At 60.1% G+C, this 24,088-nt stretch carries 22 protein-coding genes and 3 tRNA genes; 21 read left to right on the top strand and 4 right to left on the bottom strand.

The genetic code is table 11. The features are described from left to right. Nucleotides 1-104 precede the first annotated feature (104 nt). A tRNA-Arg gene (locus AB1S50_RS02650) sits at nt 105-180 on the bottom strand. Nucleotides 181-572: 392 nt separating this feature from the next. Between AB1S50_RS02650 and AB1S50_RS02645 the strand changes: the two genes are divergently transcribed. From AB1S50_RS02645 to AB1S50_RS02600, 10 genes are all read left to right on the top strand, one after another. Then, nucleotides 573-755, top strand: coding sequence for a PA3496 family putative envelope integrity protein (locus AB1S50_RS02645; RefSeq protein WP_367148838.1), 183 nt, complete (start codon nt 573-575; stop codon nt 753-755). An 813-nt stretch (nt 756-1,568) separates the two neighbouring features. Beyond that, nucleotides 1,569-1,856 carry an STAS domain-containing protein gene (locus AB1S50_RS02640; RefSeq protein WP_367148837.1) on the top strand — a complete coding sequence of 96 codons (288 nt, stop codon included), beginning with the start codon at nt 1,569-1,571 and terminating at the stop codon, nt 1,854-1,856. A gap of 305 nt (nt 1,857-2,161) precedes the next feature. Beyond that, nucleotides 2,162-2,830 carry a cytochrome c biogenesis heme-transporting ATPase CcmA gene (gene ccmA, locus AB1S50_RS02635; protein WP_367148835.1) on the top strand — a complete coding sequence of 223 codons (669 nt, stop codon included), beginning with the start codon at nt 2,162-2,164 and terminating at the stop codon, nt 2,828-2,830. A 19-nt stretch (nt 2,831-2,849) separates the two neighbouring features. Next, entirely contained in the window at nt 2,850-3,563 is a 714-nt protein-coding gene (gene ccmB, locus AB1S50_RS02630) for a heme exporter protein CcmB (protein WP_367148848.1), read from the top strand. 12 nt (nt 3,564-3,575) lie between these two features. Continuing rightward, a complete protein-coding gene (locus AB1S50_RS02625) occupies nt 3,576-4,346 on the top strand; it encodes a heme ABC transporter permease (RefSeq protein ID WP_367148834.1) in 771 nt (256 codons plus the stop codon). Continuing rightward, entirely contained in the window at nt 4,346-4,567 is a 222-nt protein-coding gene (ccmD, locus tag AB1S50_RS02620; RefSeq protein ID WP_367148833.1) for a heme exporter protein CcmD, read from the top strand. Before AB1S50_RS02625 ends, ccmD begins: the two co-directional genes overlap by 1 nt. Before the next feature lie 41 nt (nt 4,568-4,608). Continuing rightward, the gene (locus AB1S50_RS02615; protein WP_367148832.1) at nt 4,609-5,058 is read left to right on the top strand and encodes a cytochrome c maturation protein CcmE; all 450 of its coding nucleotides are present in this window, start codon (nt 4,609-4,611) and stop codon (nt 5,056-5,058) included. After that, the gene (locus AB1S50_RS02610; RefSeq protein WP_367148831.1) at nt 5,055-7,055 is read left to right on the top strand and encodes a heme lyase CcmF/NrfE family subunit; all 2,001 of its coding nucleotides are present in this window, start codon (nt 5,055-5,057) and stop codon (nt 7,053-7,055) included. The genes AB1S50_RS02615 and AB1S50_RS02610 overlap by 4 nt, the downstream gene beginning before the upstream one ends. A gap of 6 nt (nt 7,056-7,061) precedes the next feature. Beyond that, the gene (locus AB1S50_RS02605; RefSeq protein ID WP_367148830.1) at nt 7,062-7,646 is read left to right on the top strand and encodes a DsbE family thiol:disulfide interchange protein; all 585 of its coding nucleotides are present in this window, start codon (nt 7,062-7,064) and stop codon (nt 7,644-7,646) included. Further along, nucleotides 7,609-8,205, top strand: a complete 597-nt coding sequence (locus tag AB1S50_RS02600) for an IMPACT family protein (protein ID WP_367148829.1) — start codon at nt 7,609-7,611, stop codon at nt 8,203-8,205. Before AB1S50_RS02605 ends, AB1S50_RS02600 begins: the two co-directional genes overlap by 38 nt. 229 nt (nt 8,206-8,434) lie before the next feature. On the opposite strand, the gene AB1S50_RS02595 is transcribed toward AB1S50_RS02600, so the two are convergent. Beyond that, nucleotides 8,435-8,511, bottom strand: a tRNA-Asp gene (locus AB1S50_RS02595). A gap of 46 nt (nt 8,512-8,557) precedes the next feature. Beyond that, nucleotides 8,558-8,633: transfer RNA gene (locus AB1S50_RS02590), tRNA-Val, on the bottom strand. A 176-nt stretch (nt 8,634-8,809) separates the two neighbouring features. Here AB1S50_RS02590 and AB1S50_RS02585 point away from each other — a divergent pair. The 8 genes from AB1S50_RS02585 (at nt 8,810) to AB1S50_RS02550 (ending at nt 20,386) form a co-directional block, all read left to right on the top strand. Further along, nucleotides 8,810-9,355, top strand: coding sequence for a cytochrome c-type biogenesis protein (locus AB1S50_RS02585; protein WP_367148828.1), 546 nt, complete (start codon nt 8,810-8,812; stop codon nt 9,353-9,355). Beyond that, on the top strand, nt 9,355-10,587 hold the full coding sequence (gene ccmI, locus AB1S50_RS02580) for a c-type cytochrome biogenesis protein CcmI (protein WP_367148827.1): 1,233 nt from the start codon (nt 9,355-9,357) through the stop codon (nt 10,585-10,587). The genes AB1S50_RS02585 and ccmI overlap by 1 nt, the downstream gene beginning before the upstream one ends. A gap of 115 nt (nt 10,588-10,702) precedes the next feature. Continuing rightward, on the top strand, nt 10,703-14,206 hold the full coding sequence (gene smc, locus AB1S50_RS02575) for a chromosome segregation protein SMC (protein ID WP_367148826.1): 3,504 nt from the start codon (nt 10,703-10,705) through the stop codon (nt 14,204-14,206). A gap of 15 nt (nt 14,207-14,221) precedes the next feature. Next, nucleotides 14,222-15,268, top strand: coding sequence for a cell division protein ZipA (gene zipA, locus AB1S50_RS02570; protein WP_367148825.1), 1,047 nt, complete (start codon nt 14,222-14,224; stop codon nt 15,266-15,268). 122 nt (nt 15,269-15,390) lie between these two features. Then, on the top strand, nt 15,391-17,430 hold the full coding sequence (gene ligA / locus AB1S50_RS02565; protein ID WP_367148824.1) for an NAD-dependent DNA ligase LigA: 2,040 nt from the start codon (nt 15,391-15,393) through the stop codon (nt 17,428-17,430). Between the two features lie 184 nt (nt 17,431-17,614). Continuing rightward, nucleotides 17,615-18,049 carry a hypothetical protein gene (locus AB1S50_RS02560; protein ID WP_367148822.1) on the top strand — a complete coding sequence of 145 codons (435 nt, stop codon included), beginning with the start codon at nt 17,615-17,617 and terminating at the stop codon, nt 18,047-18,049. Nucleotides 18,050-18,410: 361 nt separating this feature from the next. Then, on the top strand, nt 18,411-18,878 hold the full coding sequence (locus tag AB1S50_RS02555) for a DUF4399 domain-containing protein (protein WP_367148821.1): 468 nt from the start codon (nt 18,411-18,413) through the stop codon (nt 18,876-18,878). Between the two features lie 107 nt (nt 18,879-18,985). Next, a complete protein-coding gene (locus AB1S50_RS02550; protein WP_367148820.1) occupies nt 18,986-20,386 on the top strand; it encodes a class II fumarate hydratase in 1,401 nt (466 codons plus the stop codon). Between the two features lie 32 nt (nt 20,387-20,418). On the opposite strand, the gene AB1S50_RS02545 is transcribed toward AB1S50_RS02550, so the two are convergent. Continuing rightward, on the bottom strand, nt 20,419-20,541 hold the full coding sequence (locus AB1S50_RS02545) for a hypothetical protein (protein ID WP_367148819.1): 123 nt from the start codon (nt 20,539-20,541) through the stop codon (nt 20,419-20,421). A 147-nt stretch (nt 20,542-20,688) separates the two neighbouring features. Between AB1S50_RS02545 and AB1S50_RS02540 the strand changes: the two genes are divergently transcribed. From AB1S50_RS02540 to AB1S50_RS02530, 3 genes are all read left to right on the top strand, one after another. Then, nucleotides 20,689-20,895, top strand: a complete 207-nt coding sequence (locus tag AB1S50_RS02540) for a hypothetical protein (protein WP_367148817.1) — start codon at nt 20,689-20,691, stop codon at nt 20,893-20,895. Further along, complete coding sequence (locus AB1S50_RS02535) at nt 20,896-21,978, top strand: AraC family transcriptional regulator (protein WP_367148815.1); 1,083 nt, start codon at nt 20,896-20,898, stop codon at nt 21,976-21,978. A 172-nt stretch (nt 21,979-22,150) separates the two neighbouring features. After that, on the top strand, nt 22,151-23,944 hold the full coding sequence (locus AB1S50_RS02530) for an acyl-CoA dehydrogenase C-terminal domain-containing protein (protein WP_367148814.1): 1,794 nt from the start codon (nt 22,151-22,153) through the stop codon (nt 23,942-23,944). The last annotated feature ends 144 nt before the right edge of the window (nt 23,945-24,088 follow it).

Raw genomic sequence — 24,088 nt, 5'->3', positions numbered from 1 at the left:
GAGACTGCACCGAATTAATGAGAGACTTCCATGGAAGGGACTCAGCATTGAGGGGCGGGCGTCACTTCCGTGGGAGCGATGAAGAGGGGCCTCTCGGCTGGAGTTGGCGCCCCCGGCAGGACTCGAACCTGCAGTGCGGACTTAGGAGGTCCGTGGTTTATCCTGTTAACCGACGGGGGCGCTGAGGGGGCCTTCTGATCCCATGGGGGCGACTGAAGGTGTATCGAACAAGTGGCCTATTCTAACCTTAGATGAATTCTATGTCACTATGGGTAACACTCTGAAATTGTGGTTACCAATTGGTACCTGCCGAAGCTTTTTTTCGCCTAAGCCGCTGGATAGCGTAATTTTAACAAATTTGTCACTTTATGCGATTACTTTGACACCATTAATCGGCGGAGGAAAGGAGGATTTTTCACACCTGAAAAGCGGGCAATACCGGTAGCCAAAAAAAAGGTTACCGCGACGAAAATATGCTTGACCATGGCTGGCGCTGCTGGCTAATCTGCAATGGTCCAACAAAAATGACAAGAGTGGTTCCACACTCGCGGATCAAGATTTTGGAGTTTCGTATGAGCGGCAACGTTAGCGGAAAAGACTTTGATTTTGATCATGTAGACATCCCGCAAATTGCAACTGAAGCACTGCGGCAGGCTACTTCAGTACCTCCTCGCGACGCCCGTCGACTGGTGGAGGATAAATTGGAGGAAATGCGTCTCAGACGCGAATTGATGACTTATGAATTAGAGTTTTGATGCCGGCGGGAGCTTGACCGGCAATTGGGCAGCTTGCCGGATTAATGCAATTCCCGTGTGCCATGAGGTTAAGCGATCCGCTGATTTACCGGCTGGAGCGATCCTTTCTTTCATCATATTTGAGGCACTGCCTGTTTGCCCCGTCTATTAAAAGTCCGGTGATTTAATGGAATTGCCGAACCGCATAAAGAGAGGCATAAAGAGAGGATGACGGGGACCGGCGCGTCGATTGTCATTACGTGGCGGGTGAATGACATTTGCCGGCTGTGGTGGCGGGTAGAGGAATCGCTGTCATTGCCATCGCTGAGGCTCTGCCTTGGCACGTCAGTGTTTCAGGTCGGCGATCCAGCAAACCGGCCTGTTGGATAGGCAGCGCCGGGAACTGATGGCAGCCGATTGCCGGGCTTTATGCGCTGTGACGCGGGGCAGTAGATAAGTCCCTACCACGCTGTTGAAATTCGCAGAATTTCGACAGCCTGGTACCGGAATATGGATGTTCCGGCAAAATCGACGACGCCTAAGTCGTTGATTTTGGGCGAAAAGTGAAAATCACATTTTTCGCTTTTCGTGTTTTGAAACAGGCAGGATGCCTTTTTCAACAACCTGCTAGTGGAGGTTTCTTCGGGGCTGGTTTTACGACTTGGCTAAACAGACTTCCCGCGGCTACTTAATCTGCGTGGAGATACTGTTCGGATGCCCGCTACATGGCAGGAGAGTGGCGGGTTGGGCTGGTATAGAGATAAATGGATTTTCGCTATGACAACTTGCGAGCATGGGTCGGCTCAGGTATTTACAGAGCTGTCGGATTGTGGGATGGAGCTCACAATCCGGGTCGCCGGGAGCTTCGACTTCAGCCTTCACCCCGATTTTCAGCGCGCCTATCAGAATTTTTCCCCCTCTCCCAAATGTTATTCGGTCGATCTTTCTGAAACATCGTATTTGGATAGCGCTGCACTGGGTATGTTGCTGCTATTGAGGGATCATTGCTATGGCGATGGTAGCCGGGCGGAGGCGCAGAGAGTCGAGCTGGTCAATCCCAGACCACACGTTGCCAATATTCTCGCCGCGTCCAACTTTGACCGGATATTCACGATTCGCTAAAACCCGCCTTTATAGTTGCCCCGCCGGTTCCGCGGTCAGTTTCCGGAGCCTAACAGGCTGCTGAAAAAAGCCTTGCTCGGGGCCAGCTATCCCGAATAGGGGTGTTCAAGCCGCAAATCATGCATGTAGCCACTGGATTTGTTGCGCAGGGGTAGCCGACCCACAGCGCAATCCCGAGCTGAGAAAAACCAGGGAGGCTTTTCAGCAATTTGCTAGTAACCTGGCAACAGCTGAAGGCCATGCAATTACCGCCAGGGCCAGTATAATGCGCTCAGTTTTTCATCAACTGTGGCACTGTGGGCCCTATGTCTGAAGCTCTAATCCCCCAAACCTTGCTGGAAGTGTGCAATCTCGCCTGTGAGCGCGATGGCCGCACCCTGTTTGCGGGTGTTGATTTTGCGCTGGTTGCGGGTGCGGCGCTTCAGATTCAAGGAGCCAACGGAACCGGTAAGACGACCCTGCTGCGGACCCTGACCGGCAGTGCCGGCGGCTACCGGGGGGAAATTCGCTGGCGGGGCAGGTCCCTGCCGGGCGGCCTGCCGGCTCTGCGGGAATCACTGCTGTATATCGGTCACCGAGAGGGGGTCCGCCGTGGTTTGACCCCGCTGGAGAACCTGTCCTGGTATGGCGCTGATACCGCTGCAGCTTACCGGGCCCTGCAACAGCTGGGCCTGCAGGGATTTGAGGACAGCCTGTGCCAGCGGTTGTCCGCAGGGCAGAACCGCCGGGTGGCACTGGCGCGACTCTATTTGCCGCAACCGCCGCGGTTGTGGATTCTGGATGAGCCGCTTGCAGCCCTAGATGCGGACGGGGTGGCGAGCCTGGAGGCGCGGATGGCACGGCATCTCGCCGGCGGTGGCATAGTTCTGTTCACTTCACACCAACCGGTGGCGTTGGACGGAATACAGACGGTCGACCTGGCAGACTTCGCGCCCGCCGGAGACTTTGTGGAGGGCGCCTATGCCTTTGGCTGACACCGGGCGGGTGGACCTGATGGCGGCGGCCGGCCCTGGGTCGAGCGAGATAGGGCACCGCGGGGCTGCAGGTTTTATTGCACTCACCCGCACGGAGTTGCTGCTGGCGCTGCGTAAGCGGGGGGATATCGCCAACCCGCTGTTGTTTTTTGTCACTGTGCTGGCGCTGTTTCCTATCGGGGTGGGACCGGAACCGCAATTGCTGGCTCGCTTGGCGCCGGGCATCATCTGGGTGATGGCGCTGTTGGCCACACTCCTGTCCCAGGAGGGACTGTTTCGGAGCGACTTTGAGGACGGTTCTCTGGAGCAGCTGACCCTTTCCCCGCAGCCGCTTTACTTCGCCGTGTTGGCCAAGGTGTCGGTGCACTGGCTGGTCTCGGGGCTGCCCCTGGCGCTGTTGTCGCCACTGCTGGGGTTGATGCTGAATCTGCCCGGCGGTGGTTACCTCGGCCTGCTCCTGTCCCTGTTGCTGGGCACCGCGAGTCTCAGCCTGATCGGTGCCGTGGGTGCGGCACTGACGGTCGCTCTGCGTCGTTCCGGGCTGCTGCTGGCACTGATTGTTATGCCGCTTTACGTGCCCGTGTTAATCTTCGGCACTGGCGCGGTACAGGCGGCTCTGGACGGTCACAGTTACGCGGCGCAATTGTCGATTTTGGCCGCGCTGCTGGCTGCGGCCGCGGCTCTGGCACCACTGGCTGCGGCCGGCGCTATCCGCGTCAGTACGGATTCTTGAAGGAGGCTCTGCTTGGCCTGGCAATGGTTTCACCGCTTGGGTTCGCCGCGCTGGTTTTATCAGAAAACCAGCACCTGGCTGCCGTGGCTGGCGCTGGCCAGTATCGTCCTGCTGCTGGTGGGTTCAGTCTGGGGGCTGGGCTTTGCGCCGCCGGATATGAAGCAGGGCAATAGTTATCGCATTATCTTCATTCATGTACCCGCCTCTTTCCTGGCCCTGGCCGGCTATTACATCATGGCTGTGGGTGGCGCCATCGGCCTGATCTGGAAGATGAAACTGTCGTTTATCGTCATGCGAGCGGCCGCGCCCATCGGTGCTGTGCTGACCTTCGCCGCTCTGTTTACCGGTGCTGTGTGGGGCAAGCCTACCTGGGGCGCCTACTGGGTGTGGGATGCGCGTATTACTTCGATGCTGATTCTGCTGTTCCTCTATATCGGGGTAATTGCATTGTCGCGGGCTTTTACCCGCGAGCAGGTGGCGGACAAGGTCTGCGCTTTGCTGGCGCTTGTGGGTACGGTGAATATCCCGATTATCTATAAGTCAGTAGATTGGTGGTTTACGCTGCATCAGCCCGCCTCGATCAAGCTGACCGAGGCAAACAGTATTGATCCCAGTATGTTTTACCCGCTGTTGACGATGATTGTTGGCTTTTACTGCTTTTATGTCTGGTTTCTGCTGGCCCACACGCGCACTCTGGTGCTACAGCGGGAATGGCGCACCAATTGGGCGCAGCAGGTACTGCGGGGTGAACCCCTGAGCGGAACGAGACAAGAGGCCCGGTAATGCAATTTCAGTTCGCCAGTGCCGCCGAGTTTTTCGCCATGGGGGGGCACGGTGCTTTCGTCTGGATCGCGTACGCGGTGACCTTTGCGGCCATGACCGGGCTGGCAATTCAGCCATACCTGGGCCGTCGCAGGCTGGAGCAGGAGCTGGTCCGTCAGCAGCGCATACAGGCACACCGGCAGAGTCGTGTTCCCCCGCACACGAATACAGTGGCTGAATGACCATTGTGATAACAGCAAATTAAATTAGGGTTTGAAAGACTATGCATCCGGTTCGCCGACAGCGTCTGATTTTGGTCCTTCTTCTGATATGTCTTTCCGGTGCGGCGGTGGGCTTCGTGACCTACGCCATGCGCAACAATATGGACTACTTTTATGCCCCCAGCGCCTTTGCCGCCGGAGACGTACCGGTGGACAGGCGTATTCGCGCCGGAGGTTGCGTGGTTCCCGGCAGCGTGGTGCATACGGCGGGCACACTGGACGTTCGTTTCGCCTTGACCGATGGCGATGCCGATCTGGTGGTGGTGTTCGACAGGATACTGCCGGACCTCTTTGCGGAGGGGGAGGCTGCGGTAGTCGCCGGACGGCTGCAGGACGACGGCACTTTGCGCGCGGACCAGGTGCTGGCGAAACACGATGAAAACTACACGCCGCCGGAAGTTGCCGAAACAGTTGCGGCTGAAGTCAGCTGTGTGGATGGAGCGCATATATGAGTCCGGAAATCGGTCATTTTGCACTGGTTATCGGGCTGCTGCTGTCCGTGACTCTGGCACTGGTGCCCCTGGCGGGAAGCTACGCCGGGCGCCCCTTGTGGATGCAGGCGGGGCGGCCGCTGGCGATGGGTGTGCTGGTGTTTACCGCTATCTCCTATCTCTGTCTGACGCTGGCATTTATCCAGGGCGATTTCACCGTCAACTATGTGGCACAGAACTCAAACAGCGTTCTGCCTTTGTATTACCGGATCACCGCCGTATGGGGGGGGCACGAGGGATCCATCCTCTTGTGGTTGCTGATCCAGGCCGGGTGGGCGGTGGCGGTGGCGCGCTTCAGCGGCCCCTTACCAGAGGAATTTGTCGCGCGGGTCTTATCCGTGCTGGGTATGGTACTGGTCGGTTTCTTCCTTTTTATTCTACTCACCTCCAATCCATTTGAACGGACTTTGCCCTTCCCACCGCTGGAGGGAGCGGACCTGAATCCGCTTTTGCAGGATCCGGGCATGATCGTCCATCCCCCGCTGCTGTACATGGGCTATGTGGGCTTTTCGGTAGCATTTGCGTTCGCAATCGCGGCACTGCTGGGTGGGCAACTGGATGCGCTTTGGGCGCGCTGGGCGCGACCCTGGACTGCGGTGGCCTGGGCTTTTCTGACGGTGGGCATAGCGCTGGGCAGCTGGTGGGCCTACTACGAATTGGGCTGGGGTGGCTGGTGGTTCTGGGATCCGGTGGAGAATGCCTCCTTTATGCCCTGGCTGGTGGGCACGGCGTTGATGCATTCCCTGGCGGTGAGCGAAAAGCGGGGACTGTTCAAGAGCTGGACCGTGCTGCTGGCGATTTTTGCCTTCAGCTTGAGTCTGCTGGGTACATTCCTGGTGCGCTCCGGCGTACTGACCTCAGTGCATGCCTTTGCGACGGATCCGTTGCGGGGTGGATTTATCCTTGTGTTTTTGTGCCTGGTCGTAGGCTCGTCCCTGCTGTTGTTCGCCCTGCGCGCGCCGGCAGTGAGTGCAGGCAGCGTGTTTTCTTTCCGCTCGCTGGAAACTTTTCTGCTGGGAAACAACATTCTGCTGATACTCGCAATGGGCGTCGTCCTGACCGGTACTTTATATCCATTGCTGGCGGATGCGCTCAACTGGGGCAAGATCAGTGTGGGCCCCCCTTTCTTCAATCTTTTTTTCGTGCCAGCGATGGCCGTATTGGGCCTGTTGCTGGGGCTGGGTATCCACGCCAACTGGAAAAACAGCCGCTGGGGCAAGTTGCTCACGGCCTGGCGTGTGCCTTTGATCGTCGCTGCGGTTGCCGCTGTGGTATTGCCATTTGCGCTGGGTGGGTTTCACTGGGGGGCGGCACTGGGTATTTTCGTCGGTGTCTGGGTGACTGCTTCCAGCTTGGCCGATATCGCCGTCAGAAGTCGCAATGCAGACAGTGTCCTCTCCGGACTCAAGCGGCAGCGGGCCAGTTACTTTGGCATGCATTTAGCACACATTGGCCTGGCGGTTACCATAGTCGGGGTAGCATTGACCAGCGTGTACAGCGTGGAAAAGGATCTGCGCATGTCTCCCGGCGACAGTTTTCAGATAGAGGGGTACGACTTTCGCTTTGACGGCGTGCGTTCGGTGCGGGGTCCCAACTACAGTGCGGTCGAGGGTGTGATAGCGGTCAGTCGCGATGGCAAGGCTGTGGCGGAACTGAATCCGCAAAAGCGCAATTATTTTTCCGGTGGCAATGCCATGACCGAAGCCGCGATCGATTCGGCACTGGTTCGGGATCTGTACGTGGCTCTGGGCCAATCACTGGATCCGCATAACCCCAGTGGGGACTGGTCGGTGCGCCTGCAGTACAAGGCATTTGTGGTATGGATATGGCTCGGGAGCCTGCTAATGGCCATCGGCGCTGGTATTGCGGTGGCGGACAAGCGCTACCGCAACCTCAAGATAAAACGCGCCGCAGCGGCTGCTGACGCCGCGCCAACCGGCTATATTGCGGAGACTTGACCGGCTATGGCTAGATTTAGACTGTTTCTGCCCCTGTTGGTTTTTGTTGCGCTGGCGGTGTTGTTCTGGCGCGGCCTGTCGCTCAACCCGCAGCATTTACCCTCAGTGTTGCTGGACAAGCCGGTGCCGGAGTTTTCCCTGGCAACTGTGACGAACGCAGACACAATTGTGCGGCGTGTCGATCTGCCCGCTAAGCCACTCTTGTTGAACGTATGGGCTACCTGGTGTATCGCCTGCCGGGTGGAGCATCCATTTCTCAACAAACTCGCCGGGCAGGGTGTGCCGATCGTCGGGGTCAACCTCAAGGATGATGTCCCAGAGGCGCGCAAATGGCTGGAGAAATTCCACAACCCCTATCTGTTCAGTATCGCGGACACCGAGGGCCGGCTAGCTCTAGACCTGGGCGTCTACGGTGCTCCGGAAACCTTTCTGGTGGATGCGCAGGGTACCATTCGCTGCAAGCACACAGGTGTGGTGGACGACCGCATCTGGCAGACCAAGTTGCAGCCGCTCTATGAGCGATTGCAGAGCCAGCCCTGGGAAGAATTTGCCGGTGAGTTATCAGATACCCTGTTGTCCCGTTGTCAGTGAGAGCGAGGAAAAAAAGAGCCGGTTTATCTGCTGGTTCGGACCCGTCTCCAGCAAGGTGGTCTTTCAGCGGCAGCTCGCTCTTGCCCAGGCGCAGTTTCCCCACGCCAGTCACCACTGTACGGCCCTGATCCTCGGCGATCCGGCCAATCCCGAATCGATGCAGGCGGACGACGACGGTGAGCCTTCCGGGAGTGCCGGCAAACCCATGCTGGAATTGCTGGTGAAACACCGTATAGGCGATGTTGGTGTTATCGTGACCCGTTTTTTTGGCGGCACCAAACTGGGTGTCGGCGGGCTGGTGCGGGCCTATCGCGGCTCTGTGAATGGGGCGTTGCGCCAGGTTGAGTTGAAACCCTTCGTATCCTTGCGGGCGGTATCCGTTTGCTGCGACTTCGCCCTTGAATCCCGGGTGCGTTTCCTTCTGCAGCACTGTGGTGGACAATGTGTGGATGCGGTTTATAGCGACCGGGTGCAAATCGACATCCGCGTGCCGGAGAGCCAGTGGGCACAGTTGTATGAGCGGCTCACGGCGGCGGGGGCAGAGGTGACAATTCAATAAGTTGCCGGGTTAATAGTGGCAGACAAATAAAGGCCGAGGAGCATTTGTGGGCGGAGGAGGGTCTCTTTATTTATTAGTCCCTGAAAATGTTCAGGTTTGTAGCCGCAGTCTGAGGTGGGGGTGGTAGGCAAAAAGCTGTTATACCGGGTCCGGTTCGCGGCCTGCTGGAAAGGGAGTGCAAGTGGAGAATGCAAAAAAGGCCCACGTTTTCACGTGAGCCTTGATTGTATGGCGGACCGGACGGGACTCGAACCCGCGACCTCCGGCGTGACAGGCCGGCATTCTAACCAACTGAACTACCGGTCCGCATCTCCTCACTTCCCAGTTATAACCTGCCAGGCAGGTGGGGGAGTGGTGGGTGGTACAGGGGTCGAACCTGTGACCTACGGCTTGTAAGGCCGCCGCTCTCCCAACTGAGCTAACCACCCCGCGTCAGGAGCTGCGTATCTTAATGAAAATTTTTGCTCCGTCAACGCTTTCCACAAAACATTTTTGTCTTTCAATAAGTTAACTCAATATGCCGCAAATCTCAGAGCGTGCCCGCAACCGCCTGCACTGCTATAATCGCACAAATTTTCAGCGGGTGACGACGGTGGATCCAACTTTGAAACCAGGCGGGTGGACGGCGTTTCTGCTGCTGACACTCTGTGCACTGGGCCTGTATCTGGCAACTATGGCAGGTGCACGCGCTGCGGTGGAAGTGGAGCAACTGCCCACCGCCGAACTGGAGGCGCGCTACCGGGAGCTGATTGAGGAAATGCGCTGCCCGAAATGTCAGAACCAGAATCTGGCGGATTCCGACTCACCGGTGGCCCATGATCTGCGCCGGGAGATCCGCCGCCTGCTGGAGGAAGGCTTCAGCGATGGGGAAGTCACGGATTATATGGTGGCGCGGTACGGTGATTTCGTCCTCTATCGGCCGCCATTGCAGCGCAATACCCTGGTGCTCTGGCTGGCGCCCGGTGTGTTCGCGGCGCTGGGATTGCTGGCGCTGGTGGTGATAGTGCTGCGCTCGCGCAGTGGCACCGGTGCCGGCCAGGACGATGCCGGCGGCGAACTGACGGAATCGGAAAGCCGGCGCCTGCGGCAATTACTGGGCGAGGAGATGGAGGATACCAACCTGGGCGGTGACGACGGCGGGAACAACTGATGCTTGGATTATGGTTTGGATTCTTCCTGCTGGCGCTGTTGCTGGTGACGGTGTTGCTGTGGCCCACACTGCGGCGCAAAGGTGGGGAGGCGGCTGGTACTGACGCAGGGGAAAGTCAGCGGTCGGCCCTGGCGGCGCTCTACCGGGAGCGGCGAGCGGAGTGGCGCGCGGCGCGCGACAGAGGCGCTATGGAGGAGAGCCAGCTGGTGCAGTTGGAGGCGGATGCCGCGCGCGATCTGCTGGCCGCCGAGGGGAATCCGGTTGGCGGTCATACCTCCAGTGGGGGGCGCTGGCTGTTGCTTGCACTGGCAATTCTGTTGCCGGTGCTTGCCCTGGGCTTTTACAGCCAGAGCGACCGCTATGGGGAATTGACCCTCTATCGGGATCTCGTCGCCAGCACCAGTGCAGGCGCTGACGCCGAGGTGCAGGGGCGGATCACCGCAGCGCTGGAGCAGCGCGCGGGTAGCCACCCGGAGGACCTCACCAGTCGCTATGTGCTGGCTCAGCGGCTTCTGGCCCAGGGCGACCTGGCCGGTGCTGTGGCGTCCTACCGCTACGTAGTTGCGCGCGAGCCGCAGGCGGCTGGAGTAAAGGCGGAGCTGGCGCAGGCACTGTTCTTTGCCGGAGGCTCCAGGATCACCGAAGAGGTGTCGCATCTGGTGGGGGAAGTGCTGGCGGTGGAGCCGGACAATGGCACTGCCCTCGGGCTGGCCGGTATAGCGGCGTTTGAACGCCGGGAATTTCGCGCGGCGCGGGATTACTGGCGCCGGGCGCAGAAGCTTCTGGCTCCTGAGTCCGCAGCCGCCCAGGCGCTGGCCGCCGGTGTGGCGCGTGCTGAGGCGGAGCTGTCCCCGGGGAACGGTGTCGCTGGGACTGTGACCGCCGGGGGCGACAACGCCTCCATCAGTGTTCATGTGAGTCTGGCCGAGGGTATTGTGGCGGCGCCGGAGACCCCGGTGTTTGTCTACGCCCGCGGTGCGGACAGCCCGATGCCGCTGGCAATAGTGCGCCTGCGCGCCGACCAGTTGCCTGCACAGGTGGTGTTGGACGAGTCGCGGGCCATGATGCCGGGGCGCTCACTGGAGGGGGCAGGGTCCGTGCAACTGGTAGCCCGCCTGGCCCTGCATGGCGATGCCCGCGCGGCACCCGGTGACTGGCAGGGCGGGGTGGAGTCCCTGGACAGGGCCGAGTGGGGCAAACCGGTTTCCATCACCATCGACCGGGAGTTGTAGCGGTTATTCGCTGGCGAAGGTTTACACTGAAACCGCTGGGGTCGCCATGTACAATTGCCCACTGTGGGAGGCCGGGGTTCACCGTGCATAGAACAATTATCGAGTTGCAAATTACATGCGTCTGAAGTGCATCAAGCTGGCGGGTTTCAAATCCTTTGTAGACCCGACCACCGTTTATTTTCCCTCCAACCTGGGTGCCGTGGTGGGGCCCAATGGCTGTGGCAAGTCCAATATCATCGACGCGGTGCGCTGGGTTATGGGGGAATCTTCGGCCAAGAATTTGCGCGGCGACTCCATGACCGACGTCATCTTCAACGGCTCCAGTGGTCGAAAGCCGGTTGGTCAGGCATCCATCGAGCTGGTATTCGACAATTCCGCCGGCAAGCTGACCGGCCCCTGCGCCGGTTTCGCAGAGATCTCAGTGAAGCGCAAGGTCACCCGCGACGGCCAGAACAATTACTATCTGAACGGCGACAAGTGCCGCCGCCGCGACGTGACCGACCTGTTCCTCGGCACCGGTCTCGGCCCGCGCAGCTACGCCATTATCGAACAGGGCATGATCTCGAAGCTGATCGAGGCCAAGCCGGAGGAGTTGCGGGTCTATATCGAGGAAGCGGCCGGTATCTCAAAATACAAGGAGCGCCGCCGGGATACCGAAAACCGCATGCGCCGCACCAAGGAAAACCTGGAGCGCCTGACCGATATTCGCGACGAACTTGAACGCCAGTTGTCGCGCCTGGAGCGACAGGCCGCCGCAGCGGAAAAGTACGCCCGCTTCAAGGAACAGGAGCGCAGCCACAAGGCCCGCTTACAGGGCCTCAAGTACCGCGATCTGAACGATCAGGCCAGCAGCCGGAAGCAGCAGATCGGCGAACTGGAACTCTCCGTGGAGGAGCTGGTGACTCGCCAGGTGAGCTGTGACACCGAGATAGAGCAGAAGCGGGTCGGCTACCACGAGCTGTCCGACAGCTTCAACGAGGTACAGGGCAGGTTTTACGCTGTCGGCACCGATATTGCGCGCCTGGAGCAGAGTATTGCCCACGCGCGCGAGCGCAATGCCCGGCTGCATGATGACCTGCAGCAGACCGAGCAGGAGTTCAGGGATGCCGAGGCGGTGCTGGACACAGACCGCAGTAAAGCGGCCCAGTTTGAAGACGAGCTGGAAGTGATTGTGCCGGACCTGCACCTGGTGCAGGCCGCCGCAGAGGAGTCGGCCCAGGCCCTGCTCGATGCCGAGGAGCTGATGCGCGACTGGCAAAACGACTGGGACCAGTTCAACCTGGGGGCCTCCGGTTCACGCCAGCAAGCAGAGGTGCAGCAGTCCCGTATCCAGCATCTGGAAACTTCCGCCCAGCGACTGCAGGATCGTGCCAACAAGCTGCAGTCCGAAAGAACCGATCTGGGCGACGGCGGCGATAACGGCGAGCTGGAGCAGCTGGGAGAGGAGCTGGCTGAACTGGAACTGGAGACCGCCGCACGCCGCGACGCCGCGGCTGAGCAGGGTGAGGTCCTGAACGAGATGCGCCGGCGGGATGGCGCTATCGCCGCTGAGTTGGATCAGCTGCGCCTGCGGCTGCAAACCAGCCGCGGCCGCCAGGCGTCGCTGGAGGCCCTGCAACAGGCGGCGCTGGGTCAGGGTGAGGCGGTGGACAACTGGCTGCGGCGGGAGGCGCTGCAGCAGCGGCCCCGCCTCGCCGACCAGATTGCCGCCAGCGCCGGCTGGGAGAGGGCGGTGGAGACGGTATTGGGCCCGCGGCTGCAGGCAGTGTGTGTCGATCACCTGGACAGTCTCGGTGAGAGCCTCAACAGCCTGGAAACCGGCCAGGCCATATTTGTCGACGAGGCCCAGGTGGAATCTCTGCCGGCGGGCAGCTTGTCGCCGCTGGCGGACCTGCTTGAGGGGCCTGTGGCGGTGCAGAGTATCGTGGCGGGCATTTACACAACAGAGGATCTCAGCGGGGCCCTGGCGGCGCGAAGCCGCCTGCAGGCGCACGAATCAATCGTCACCAGGGACGGCCTGTGGCTGGGTCCAAACTGGCTGCGTGTGCAGCGCGGCAGTGATGCCGAGGCCGGGGTATTGGCGCGCAGGCAGGAACTGGAAACGCTGGAGCAGAGCATTGCTGAGTGTGAAGAGCAGATTGATGGCCTGTCGGCCCAGCGGGAGGAGTTGCGCCGCGAGGTCGGCGACCTGGAGGGCGGCATAGAGAGGTCGCGAAGCGAGGTGGAGCAGCTGGGTCGCCGGGAGGCTGAGCTCCGCAGCCAGTTGTCGGCGCGCCGGGTGCGCGCCGAACAGAAGAGTGAACGCCGCCTGCGGCTGGAGCAGGAGATCGCCGAGGTGCGCGAGCAGATGGAAGCGGAGGGCAAGTCCCTTTCGGACGCGCGCCTGCAGTTGCAGCAGGCGGTGGAGGCCATGAGCGAGGATACTGATCGCCGCGAAGTTCTTATGGCCAGCCGCGATGAATTGCGCGGAGCCCTGGATGGGGCGCGCCAACGCGCCCGCGAGGACAAGGACCGCACCCACGAGCTGGCCATGCGCGAGCAGTCGGTGCGCACGCAATTGGTGTCACTGCAGCGCACTCTGGAGGTGATGGGAGAGCAGTTGGGGCGCCTCAGCTCCCGGCGCGAACTGTTGCAGCAGCAGATGGCCGAGGCTCAGGATCCGACGGTGGACTTCCATAGCGAGCTGGAAGAGAAGCTGGCCCTGCGCCTGCAGGCCGAGGCCGAACTGAGCGAGGCGCGCAGCAAGCTGGAGGAAGTGGAAAGCGGGCTCCGGCAGCAGGAGCAGGAGCGCCACAAAATTGAATCCGCCCTGCAGGGGGTGCGTGCACAGTTGGAGCGGGAGCGCCTGACTGCCCAGACCCTGGAGGTGCAGCGCAACGGCCTGGTGGAGCAGTTGCAGGAGTCCGATGTGGAGGTGGAGCAACTGCTGCGGGAACTGCCGGAAGACTTAACCATCTCCCAGGTGCAGGAAGAACTGGAGCAGGTGGCTGCGCGCATTTCCCGCCTCGGTGCCATAAACCTGGCCGCTATCGACGAGTACCAGCAGGAATCGGAGCGCAAACACTATCTCGACCGCCAGTACAGCGATCTGACAGATGCATTGGAGACGCTGGAAGGTGCGATCAAGAAAATTGACCGCGAGACCCGCACCCGCTTCAAGGAGACCTTTGATCGCGTCAACAGCGGTTTGCAGGAACTGTTCCCCAAAGTATTCGCCGGCGGCCACGCCTACCTGGAGTTGACCGGTGAGGATCTGCTGGACACTGGCATCGCCATTATGGCCCGCCCGCCCGGCAAGCGTAACAGCACTATTCACCTGCTGTCCGGCGGCGAAAAAGCGCTGACCGCAATCGCGCTGGTTTTTTCCATTTTCCGCCTCAACCCCGCGCCTTTCTGTATGCTGGATGAAGTGGATGCGCCCTTGGACGATGCCAATGTGGGGCGTTACGCGCGCATGGTGGAGGAGATGGCCGAGCAGGTGCAGTTTATCTACATTAGTCATAATAAGATCGCGATGGAAATGGCCCATCAATTGTTGGGTGTCACCATGCACGAGCCGGGGGTATCCCGTGTTGTCTCAGTCGATGTGGAAGAGGCGGCTGAACTGGCATCTGCATAGGAGAGTAGCGGGCAAATGGGCGACTGGCTGATCACAATTCTCTCGCTGGTACTGCTGGTGGCAGTGGCCGACGGTGTGCGCCGCGCGATTATCAGATACCGCGCCGCCATGCGGTCGTCGGATGATCCCGGTGCGGTGGCGCAGCGTGAGGTCCGCGAGCTTCGGGGGAAAGGGAGCCTGGGGCCCGGCCGCGCAGTACCGTCCGCAGTGGCGGAGACAGAGGATCCGGTGGATCCGGAGGAGGTGGCTAAGCGCCGGCAGATTGCAGCCGAGCTGCCGGGAAAAGTAAGGGTGGTTCAGCGCCGTGCCCTGGAGGATGCACTGCGGGTGAACCGCGAGGTCCAGGAGAATTTTCACTCCCTGCGCAGCCCCCTGGCGGGCAGCAACCCCCAGCGTGGGGAGCCGCAGCAGGCCGCGCTGGATCTGGACGAGCAGGTGCCGACACTGATGGACTCCATCGGCGCCGACCCGCAGCGGCTGGAGCCGCAGTTTGATGAGACTGTCGATCTCCAGTCACTGGAAGTGCCGGCTGCGGAGGGGGAGAGGGAACCTCTGGTACAGGAAGCGCCGCCCGAGCCTAGTGCACAGCGGCAGCCCCGGACCGCGGAGCCCCGGGAGCAGTCCGAGCTGGAGGAAGTGCTGGTTATCAATATAGCGGCACCGGAGGGGGACTGTTTTGAGGGCAACGACCTGCTGCGTGTCTTGTTGTCCAGCGGGATGCGCTTTGGCGATATGAATATCTTTCACTACCACCTGGGTGGCGACGACGGCCCAGTGGTGTTCAGCCTCGCCAATATGGTGGTGCCGGGGGTGTTCGATCTCGGTTTGATGGAGGAGTTCAGCACTCCGGGTGTGAGCCTGTTTCTGGCCCTGCCTATCGAAGGCGAGGCGATACGGGCGTTCGAGTTGATGCTGTCGGTAGCCGGTGAGATTGCCACCCAATTGGGTGGCGACTTGAAGGATGAGAATCGCAGTGTGTTCACTGCCCAGACAGCGGAACACTATCGCCAGCGGGTAATGGAGTACCAGCGCCGCAAAGCCCTGGCCCGCGCTCAGAATTGAGTTCGCCGGCGTCCCGGTAGCGCTGCTCCGGCCACGTCGGTACTCAGCCCCGGATGGGACGATTCAGGGTGGGGCAGCTAATGGCGAGGGCTCCTGAATTTCTGTCATTTAGTGCATTTACCATGACCAAGAAACCGATTCCCCGGGCACGGCAAAAGCGCGCCGGGCAATTGCGCGATATTCTGCAACGCGCCAATTACCAGTATTACGTGCTGGACACGCCGGATCTGCCCGATGCCGAATACGACCGCTGCCTGCGCGAATTGCAGCAGCTGGAGGCCGAGTATCCGGATCTGATCACCCCGGATTCCCCGACACAGCGGGTGGGCGCTGAGCCATTGCCATCTTTTGCCCAGGTGCAGCACGAAGTGCCCATGCTGTCGCTGGACAACGCCTTCGATGATGCGGAATTGCTGGAATTTGATCGGCGGGTGCGAGAGAGGCTCAGCAGCGATGGCCCGGTGGAATATGCCTGTGAGCCGAAGCTGGATGGTATCGCCATCAGCCTTATGTATCGCAACGGTGTTTTGGAGCGGGCCGCGACCCGCGGCGACGGCACTACAGGCGAGGACATCACCGCCAATGTGCGCACCATCGGCTCGGTGCCCCTGCGCCTGTTGCGGGATGGGGTGCCGGAATTGCTGGAGGTCCGCGGTGAAATTTATATGCCCCTGGCCGGATTCGCGCGCCTGAACGAACGGGCGCGCAGCGCCAGGGAGAAAACCTTCGTCAACCCGCGCAACGCCGCTGCGGGGAGTCTGCGCCAGCTCGATTCCCGTATCACCGCTCAGCGCCCGCTGGAGTTTTGTGTCTACGGAGTGGGACGGGAGCAGGGGGCCGGGCTGCCGGACAAGCACACGGAAATCCTGCTGCAGCTGCATCGCTGGGGATTTCGCATCAACAGTGAAATGAGCACCGCCGCCGATATTCAGGCCTGTATCGAATACTACCGGCGACTGGCGGACATACGCGGGGAACTCCCCTACGACATAGATGGCATAGTGTTCAAGGTGAATAGTATCGCCCTGCAAAGGCGGCTGGGATTTGTCGCTCGCGCACCGCGCTGGGCCATGGCGTACAAGTTCCCCGCGCAGGAGGAAATGACCCAGTTGCTGGATGTGGAGTTTCAGGTGGGCCGTACCGGCGCCGTTACTCCGGTAGCGCGCCTGGCGCCGGTATTCGTCGGTGGTGTGACGGTTTCCAATGCGACTTTGCACAACCGCGATGAGATTGAGCGCCTGGGAGTAAAAATCGGCGATACAGTGATAGTGCGCCGCGCCGGGGACGTTATTCCGCAGGTGGTATCGGTGGTGGCGTCGAAACGCCCCAGGAATGTCCGCGATATCGTGTTTCCCGAACGCTGCCCGGTGTGTGATTCACCGGTTGAGTCGGTTCCAGGGGAAGCGGTGGCCAGGTGCAGCGGTGGCCTCATCTGCAGTGCCCAGCGCAAGCAGGCGATCAAGCACTTTGCCTCCCGCAAGGCAATGGATATCGATGGACTGGGGGACAAGCTGGTAGAGCAGCTGGTCGATGAGGGCCTGGTGCATTCGGTGTCCGGGCTGTACGGGTTGACGGTCCAGGAACTTGCGGAGCTGGAGCGGATGGGGGCCAAGTCCGCACAAAACCTGGTGGAGGCGCTGGAAAAGAGCAAATCGACCACGCTGCCAAAGTTTCTCTACGCCCTGGGCATCCGCGAAGTGGGGGAGGCCACCGCGCGCAATCTGGCGCGACACTTCGGCGAGCTGGAGGCCCTGATGGCGGCCGATGAAGACGCTTTGCAGGAGGTGGAGGACGTGGGCCCGGTGGTGGCTCACTTCGTGGATGAGTTCTTTCACCAGACCCATGCCCAGGAGGAGATCGAAGCGCTGCGCCAGGCGGGTGTCCACTGGCAAGCGGAGCAGACGGATGCCGGTGACGAGCCATTGTCCGGCCAGACCTGGGTGCTGACCGGCAAGCTGGAGCAGATGTCCCGCAGCGAGGCCAAAGACCACCTGCAGCGATTGGGTGCCAGGGTAGCCGGCAGTGTATCCGCCAATACCAGTTGCGTGGTTGCGGGCCCCGGCGCGGGTTCAAAACTCAACAAGGCGCGGGAACTGGATATTCCCCTGCTGGACGAAACCGAGTTTCTGGCGATGCTGCGCGACAGGGGTGTCGGAATCTGAATATGTGGCCATCTCCACCCAATCGAGTCCTTACCGGTATCCAGTGCACAAAAAATACGCTTTTGAGCTTCCCGCCAGTAAAGGCGATACCGGCGGTAGAATTATCCGCATATGACCGGTAGAGTGACACTCTGGCATTCTTGGGCGGATTCGACAGCGCCCGGAAAAGGGGGAAGCGGTAGAAGTGGTGCAGAGCGATCAGGAATCCATTGTCTACGGATGCATCAAGGACAGCGACAGCCTGGCGGGTGGCTCTGAGCGGCGCCGTGTCAACCGCGATGCTGTGTTGAGCCTGCCCAGTGCCGACGATTGGCCTTTTTTATCCCGGGATATGTTTGCAATACCCACCATCAAGGTGAAGCGGTCCAGGTACCACACGGATGTGATTCATTTTGGCGCCTCTTACCGCGCAGTGGAATACGAGTGGAACCACTGGATCCAAAAATTTGAGCAACTGTTGCAAAAAATGTACTGGGTTTCCGCCACTGTGCACCTGGAAACAGAACTTTCAGGACTTCACTCTTTTTCCTGGGAGGCGGCCGGCCTCTATCACGAGCCGGGCACAGGGGTTATGCAGGTGCGTTGCGAGTGGACCCGGGAGGGGCGTGTCAGCGCCTGACATTGACTTTGGTCGGCGGGCGTCTCTTCTGTGTGCTGCCGACGACTGGCTTCTCGCCCTTGTGACGCAAACCGGTCATTGCCAGCCGTGGTTGCGTGTGTCAGGCTTTCCCTGTGCCCTGTTGCAGCAGGTCTCCAGCGGGTGTTTAAAAAAGCCTTTCCAGTTTTTTTCAGCCCGCATACCCTCCGCGACAAATCACGCAGTTACACGCATGATTCAGGGGCCGAACACCCTGTTTGGGACAGCAGACCGCTGGCAATGCCTTTTTCTGCAGCCTGCTAATCTTTAACAGGCAGGAGGGTGCGAACGGAGGCCTGCGACGCTTTAAGCGCACCGGATTCAATTTTCTTGAGGAGTACTTATGCGTCCTATTAGTATCAATGTCGTAAATTCATTAATTCTCGTCCTGGGTTCTCTCGCGATGCCCCTGGCACTGGCCGATCAGCATCAAAAAGATGGCATGGACCAATTGATTTCCGAGGCTCCGGCCGACGCCAAGGTTTATATCATCTCGCCCCAGGACGGCGATACGGTGGGGCAGACCTTCACTGTGCGTTTTGGTTTGTCCGGCATGGGGGTGGCGCCCGCCGGTGTAGACACCAAGGGTACCGGACATCACCATTTGCTGATCGACGTCGATAAAATGCCGGACCTGACCAAGCCGCTGCCGGCCAGCGACCGCCTCATCCATTTCGGTGGTGGTCAGACGGAAACCGAGATCACGCTGCCGCCCGGAAAGCACACCCTGCAGCTGGTGATGGGCAACTACCTGCATATTCCACACAAGAAGCCGGTGATGTCGAAAAAAATCACCGTTACTGTCAAATAACCCTGAGCCTCAAGCCGGCGACCGCGAGGGCTGCCAATGCGGTCCGGCGAAGAGAGCTGCCGGTACTCCGCCCGGGCGGAGGCACCAGCCAGTTGGAGTGAAGACCCATGGCGGGTAATTTTCGTATAGAAACAGATAGCCTGGGGGATGTGCAGGTAGCGGATAGCGCCTTTTACGGTGCTCAGACTCAGCGTGCGCTGGACAACTTTCCCGTCAGTGGGGAGAGGCTTCCAGTGGAGTTTATCCGAGCGATAGTGTTGATCAAAAAATCCGCCGCCGAGGTCAATGCGGAGTTGGGGCTGTTAACCCGGGAACAGGCCGCCGCGATAGTGACCGCCTGTGAGCGGGTGATGGAGTTTTCACCGCAGGAATACGCTCTTCAGTTTCCGCTCGATATTTATCAGACCGGCTCCGGTACCAGCACCAATATGAATGTCAATGAGGTGCTGGCATATATTGCGCAGCAGGACTGCGGCGTGACGGTAGGGGCCAACGATCACGTCAATATGAGCCAAAGCAGCAACGATGTGATCCCCACTGCGATACATGTGTCCGCCCTTTTGAGCGTGCGCGATAGCCTGCTGCCATCGCTGCGGCACCTGCAGGGTGAGCTGGAAAAAAAAGCGCGGGAACTGGAAGACGTAGTAAAAACCGGGCGCACGCACCTGATGGACGCAGTACCCATGACCCTGGGCCAGGAAATCGGGGCCTGGGCGGCGCAGGTCGCCCAGTGTCGCGAGAGGTTGCGCTCGGTAATGCCCCGTCTGGCTCAACTCGCGCAGGGCGGTACTGCCATCGGCAGTGGCCTGAATGCGCCGGCGGACTTCGCCGAGCTGTTCGCACAAAGGCTGAGCGTCAATAGCATGCAGCAGTTCCGGCCCGCGGATAATGCTTTTGCCGCTATAGCGACGCAGGACACAGCGGTGGAGTTGTCGGGTCAGTTGCGGGTACTGGCGGTGACTGCAATGAAAATCGCCAACGACCTGCGCTGGATGAACAGTGGCCCCCTGGCCGGTTTTGCGGAAATAGAATTGCAGGCACTGCAGCCGGGCAGCAGCATTATGCCGGGCAAGGTAAACCCGGTAATCGCGGAATCGATGGCGATGGTGGCGGCTCGTGTTATGGGCAATGACGCCACTATTGGTATCGCGGGGCAGAGCGGCAATTTCCAATTGAATGTGATGCTGCCGCTGATCGCCGCGACTTTGCTGGATACTATTCACCTGCTGGCAAGCAGCACCCTTTTACTGGCGGACAGGGCCATAGCGACCTTCACACCCAAGCGCGCGAACATAGAGCGCGCCCTGGCCCGCAACCCGGTCCTGGTGACCGCCCTCAACCCGGTGATCGGTTATCGGAGGGCTGCTGAAATCGCCAAGGAGGCCTATCGCAGTGGCCGGCCGATACTGGATGTGGCGGTGGAAATGACGGACATTCAACCGGCGGAGCTGGAGAGACTGCTGGATCCGGCGAATCTGGCGAAAGGCGGCATTATTTCCCGCAACTAAACACCTGACGGTGTGCGCCCCCTGGGCAGGCCCTAGGCGAATAGAAACAATCCCAGGGCAATGGCCCCGATCAATACCGCCAGGCATTCGAGCCAGGTAAACAAACGCTTTAGCATCGCGCGATCCTCGCGGCGGTACAGCAGTCGTTTGGTCATGGCAGCCTCCTGCGATGTTGACAGGAACCGGACGATCACTCACGATTCCGCGCCGCAAGGGCGCTCGCCGCCTTTACTCCAAGGGTAGTGCCGGGGTTCGCCGGTGGCCAGCGGTTCATATTTGGTGTTTTAGCGTTGAGAGGGTTCATGGCAAAAAAGAGATATCGCTCATTTATCACCAGCGTCCTCGCCTGTGCGGCCTTTGTCGCGGCGGCGATCTGGAGCTGGGACCTGCCGGTAGCGAGTGTCGTTGGCTACGGGGTTCTGTTACTGGTGCTGCTGCTGGTGATAGTGGTTGCGGCATTGGCAACGGCGGCCATCCTGACTTGGCTGCGCGACCGCAAAAAAAAGTAGATGCCCTTGCATCAGGAGGATATTCGCATACCCATCGCCTACCTGGAGCGCCTGCTGCAGGAGGCGGCCCGGCACGGCTGTGATCGCACCGAATTGCTGGCCTCGGTGGGTATCGATGATACGGAGTTGCGGGGTGCGGCGGCTTTTTCGGCGCTGAAATACGGACAGCTATACCAGCGGGTTATGTGGCTGGCGCAGGACGAGTGGTTCGGTATGCTCAGCGGGGGCCGGGTCAGGCCGGGTTCTTTCCGCCTGCTGTGCCTGACGGTGGTGAACTCTGCGGCGGTGCGCCAGGCTATTACCCTGAGTGCCGAATTCATGGAGGTTTGTCGCGGTTTCAAGGTAAAACCGGTGTTTGAGCCGGGTTCCGAAGGCCGTGAGAAAGTGGTGATCGGCGGCATCAGTTCACTGGCGGAGGGCGAGTTCGAGCGGCTGCTGGCGGCGACCAGCCCCAGCGTAGTGCGCACCACACTGGCGGTCTGGCATCGCTTTTACTGTTGGCTGGTGGGTTGCGAGATACCTCTGGCACGACTGCACTTCTCTTTCCCCCGGCCGGAGGAATTCACCGCCCTGGCACAGAGCGATGCGGGAGAATTGCTGTTTGACCAGCCCGTCAATGCCCTGGAATACGACAGCCGCTATCTCGACTATCCGATTGTGCAGAGCCCGCAGACTCTGGAGGATTTCATACGCACAGCGCCTTATCACCTGGTGATCAGCGACGGCAACGCAAACAGCATCAAAACCAAGGTCAAGACCATTCTCAACCGGGACGTCAGTGAGTCCATGCCCGCCGCCGAAGTCGTGGCGGAGCGGCTCAATGTTTCGGTCACCACCCTGCGGCGGCGGCTGCTGCAGGAGGGCACCTCCTACCAGAAACTCAAAGACGAATGTCGCATGGAGGCGGCTTTCCACTATCTGAGCTGTCCCGACCTTTCCAATAGCCAGATTGCGGCGATGCTGGGTTTTGACGAGTCCAGCGCGTTTTTTCGCGCTTTCAAGAAATGGACCGGAATCACCCCGGGAGAATACCGCCGGCGCGGGCTGATGGCAGCCGGGCGCCGGGGTGCCCCGGGGGAATAAATCCAGGCCGCTTTACCCGCCTCTATTTGTCACCACTTTGGACGCTTTTAGCCATAGCAGCTGCATGGGAATTGCTACTATTATGAACGAATCTTAAAGATCAGTCACAAGCCTGACCACCCGGTTCTCCTGCAGTTGGTGGTTGGTGTAACAATGAGTTGAGGATCGCAGGATGACCGATATCAAGATTCCGCTGCGGGATATCCGCTTCGTCATGCGCGAACTGCTGCACTGGGACGAGCACTGTGCGGCACTGGGTTATGAAGACGCCACTCCAGACGTTGTCGACGCGATTCTGGAAGAGGGTGCCAAATTTTGCGAAAACGTGCTGGCGCCACTCAATGCGGTGGGCGACCAGCAGGGCTGTACCTGGAAGGACGGCGAGGTCACCACACCGGCCGGGTTCAAGGAAGCCTACCAGCAGTTTGTGGAAGCCGGCTGGCCGGCGCTGGCACACCATGTGGACTACGGTGGTCAGGGTCTGCCGCCGTCCCTGGGTACCATCATGAGCGAGATGGTGGGTACCGCCAACTGGTCCTGGGGTATGTATCCGGGGCTGTCCCACGGCGCCATGAATACCCTCGAGGCCCATGGTACTGAAGAGCAAAAACAGACCTATCTGACGAAACTGGTGGAGGGGACCTGGACCGGTACCATGTGCCTGACCGAGTCCCACTGCGGCACGGATCTGGGTATGCTGCGCACCAAAGCCGAGCCCAATGCCGATGGCTCCTATGCCATCACCGGTACCAAGATCTTCATTTCCGCCGGCGAGCACGATATGGCGGAGAACATCGTCCATATCGTGTTGGCGCGACTGCCGGGGGCGCCAGAAGGCACCAAGGGTATTTCGCTGTTTATCGTGCCCAAGTTCCTGCCCCGGGACGATGGCACCATTGGTGAGCGCAATGGGGTTATGTGCGGGGCCCTCGAGCACAAAATGGGCATCCACGGCAACTCCACCGCGGTGCTGAATTTTGACGCTGCCACCGGTTTTCTGATCGGTCCCCCCAACAAGGGACTGAACTGCATGTTTACTTTTATGAATACCGCGCGTCTGGGAACCGCCCTGCAGGGGCTGGCACACGCGGAACTGGGGTTCCAGAAGTCACTGGCCTACTCCCGGGACCGGTTGCAAATGCGCGCCCTGAGCGGGCCCAAGAATCCGGACGGCCCGGCGGATCCGATTATCGTGCACCCGGATGTGCGCCGCATGCTGTTTACCCAGAAGGCGTTTGCCGAGGGCGGGCGCATGTTGGTGGGTTTCTGTGCCAAGCAGGTGGATCGTTCACACAAGGGCTCCGAGGAGGAGCGGGCAGAGGCGGACCAGCTGTTGGCTTTCCTCACGCCGATCACCAAGGCATTTCTTACCGAGACCGGTTTTGAAGCCGCCAACCTGGGCCTGCAGTGTTTCGGTGGCCACGGCTATATCACCGAGTGGGGCATGGAACAGAATGTGCGCGACGCCCGCATCTCGACCATTTATGAGGGCACTACCGGGATTCAGGCCCTGGATCTTCTGGGCCGCAAGGTGCTGATGAGCCAGGGTGAAACGCTGCGCCGCTTCACCAAGATAGTACACAAATTCTGCCAAGCTGAAATCGATACAGAGGCCTTGGCTCCCTATGTCACCAGATTGCAGGAGCTGAATCGGCAGTGGGGTGATCTGACGATGCATGTGGGCGCCAAGGCTATGGAAAACCCGGAAGAGGTGGGCGCCGCTTCGGTAGATTACCTGATGTTCTCCGGTTACGCGGTACTGGCCTATCTGTGGGCCCACGCAGCCAAGGTGGCCGGTGAGAAGCTGGCCACCGGTGAGGGTGACGGGGATTTTTATCGCGCCAAGCTGGCTACAGCGCGCTTCTATTTCGACCGCATTCTGCCGCGTACCGGCGCGCACGCGGGTGCGATTATGAGTGGGGCCGACAACCTGATGGAACTCGATGTCACTCACTTTGCTTTTTGAGTGGGCGGGGGTTTTTTGAGTGGTAGGGGAAAGCTGCAGGTGAGCGGCCGACCTTGTTATCCCAGCGTCACCCCTCTCGAAGGCGTGGCGCAGCGCCGGTCGCGAAGCCTGGCCCAGTTGGAGTCCGTGTGAATCCGGCAAACC

The organism is Microbulbifer discodermiae, assembly GCF_040742695.1.
Taxonomy (GTDB): Bacteria; Pseudomonadota; Gammaproteobacteria; order Pseudomonadales; family Cellvibrionaceae; genus Microbulbifer.
This window is presented reverse-complemented; position numbering and strand designations above follow the sequence as displayed.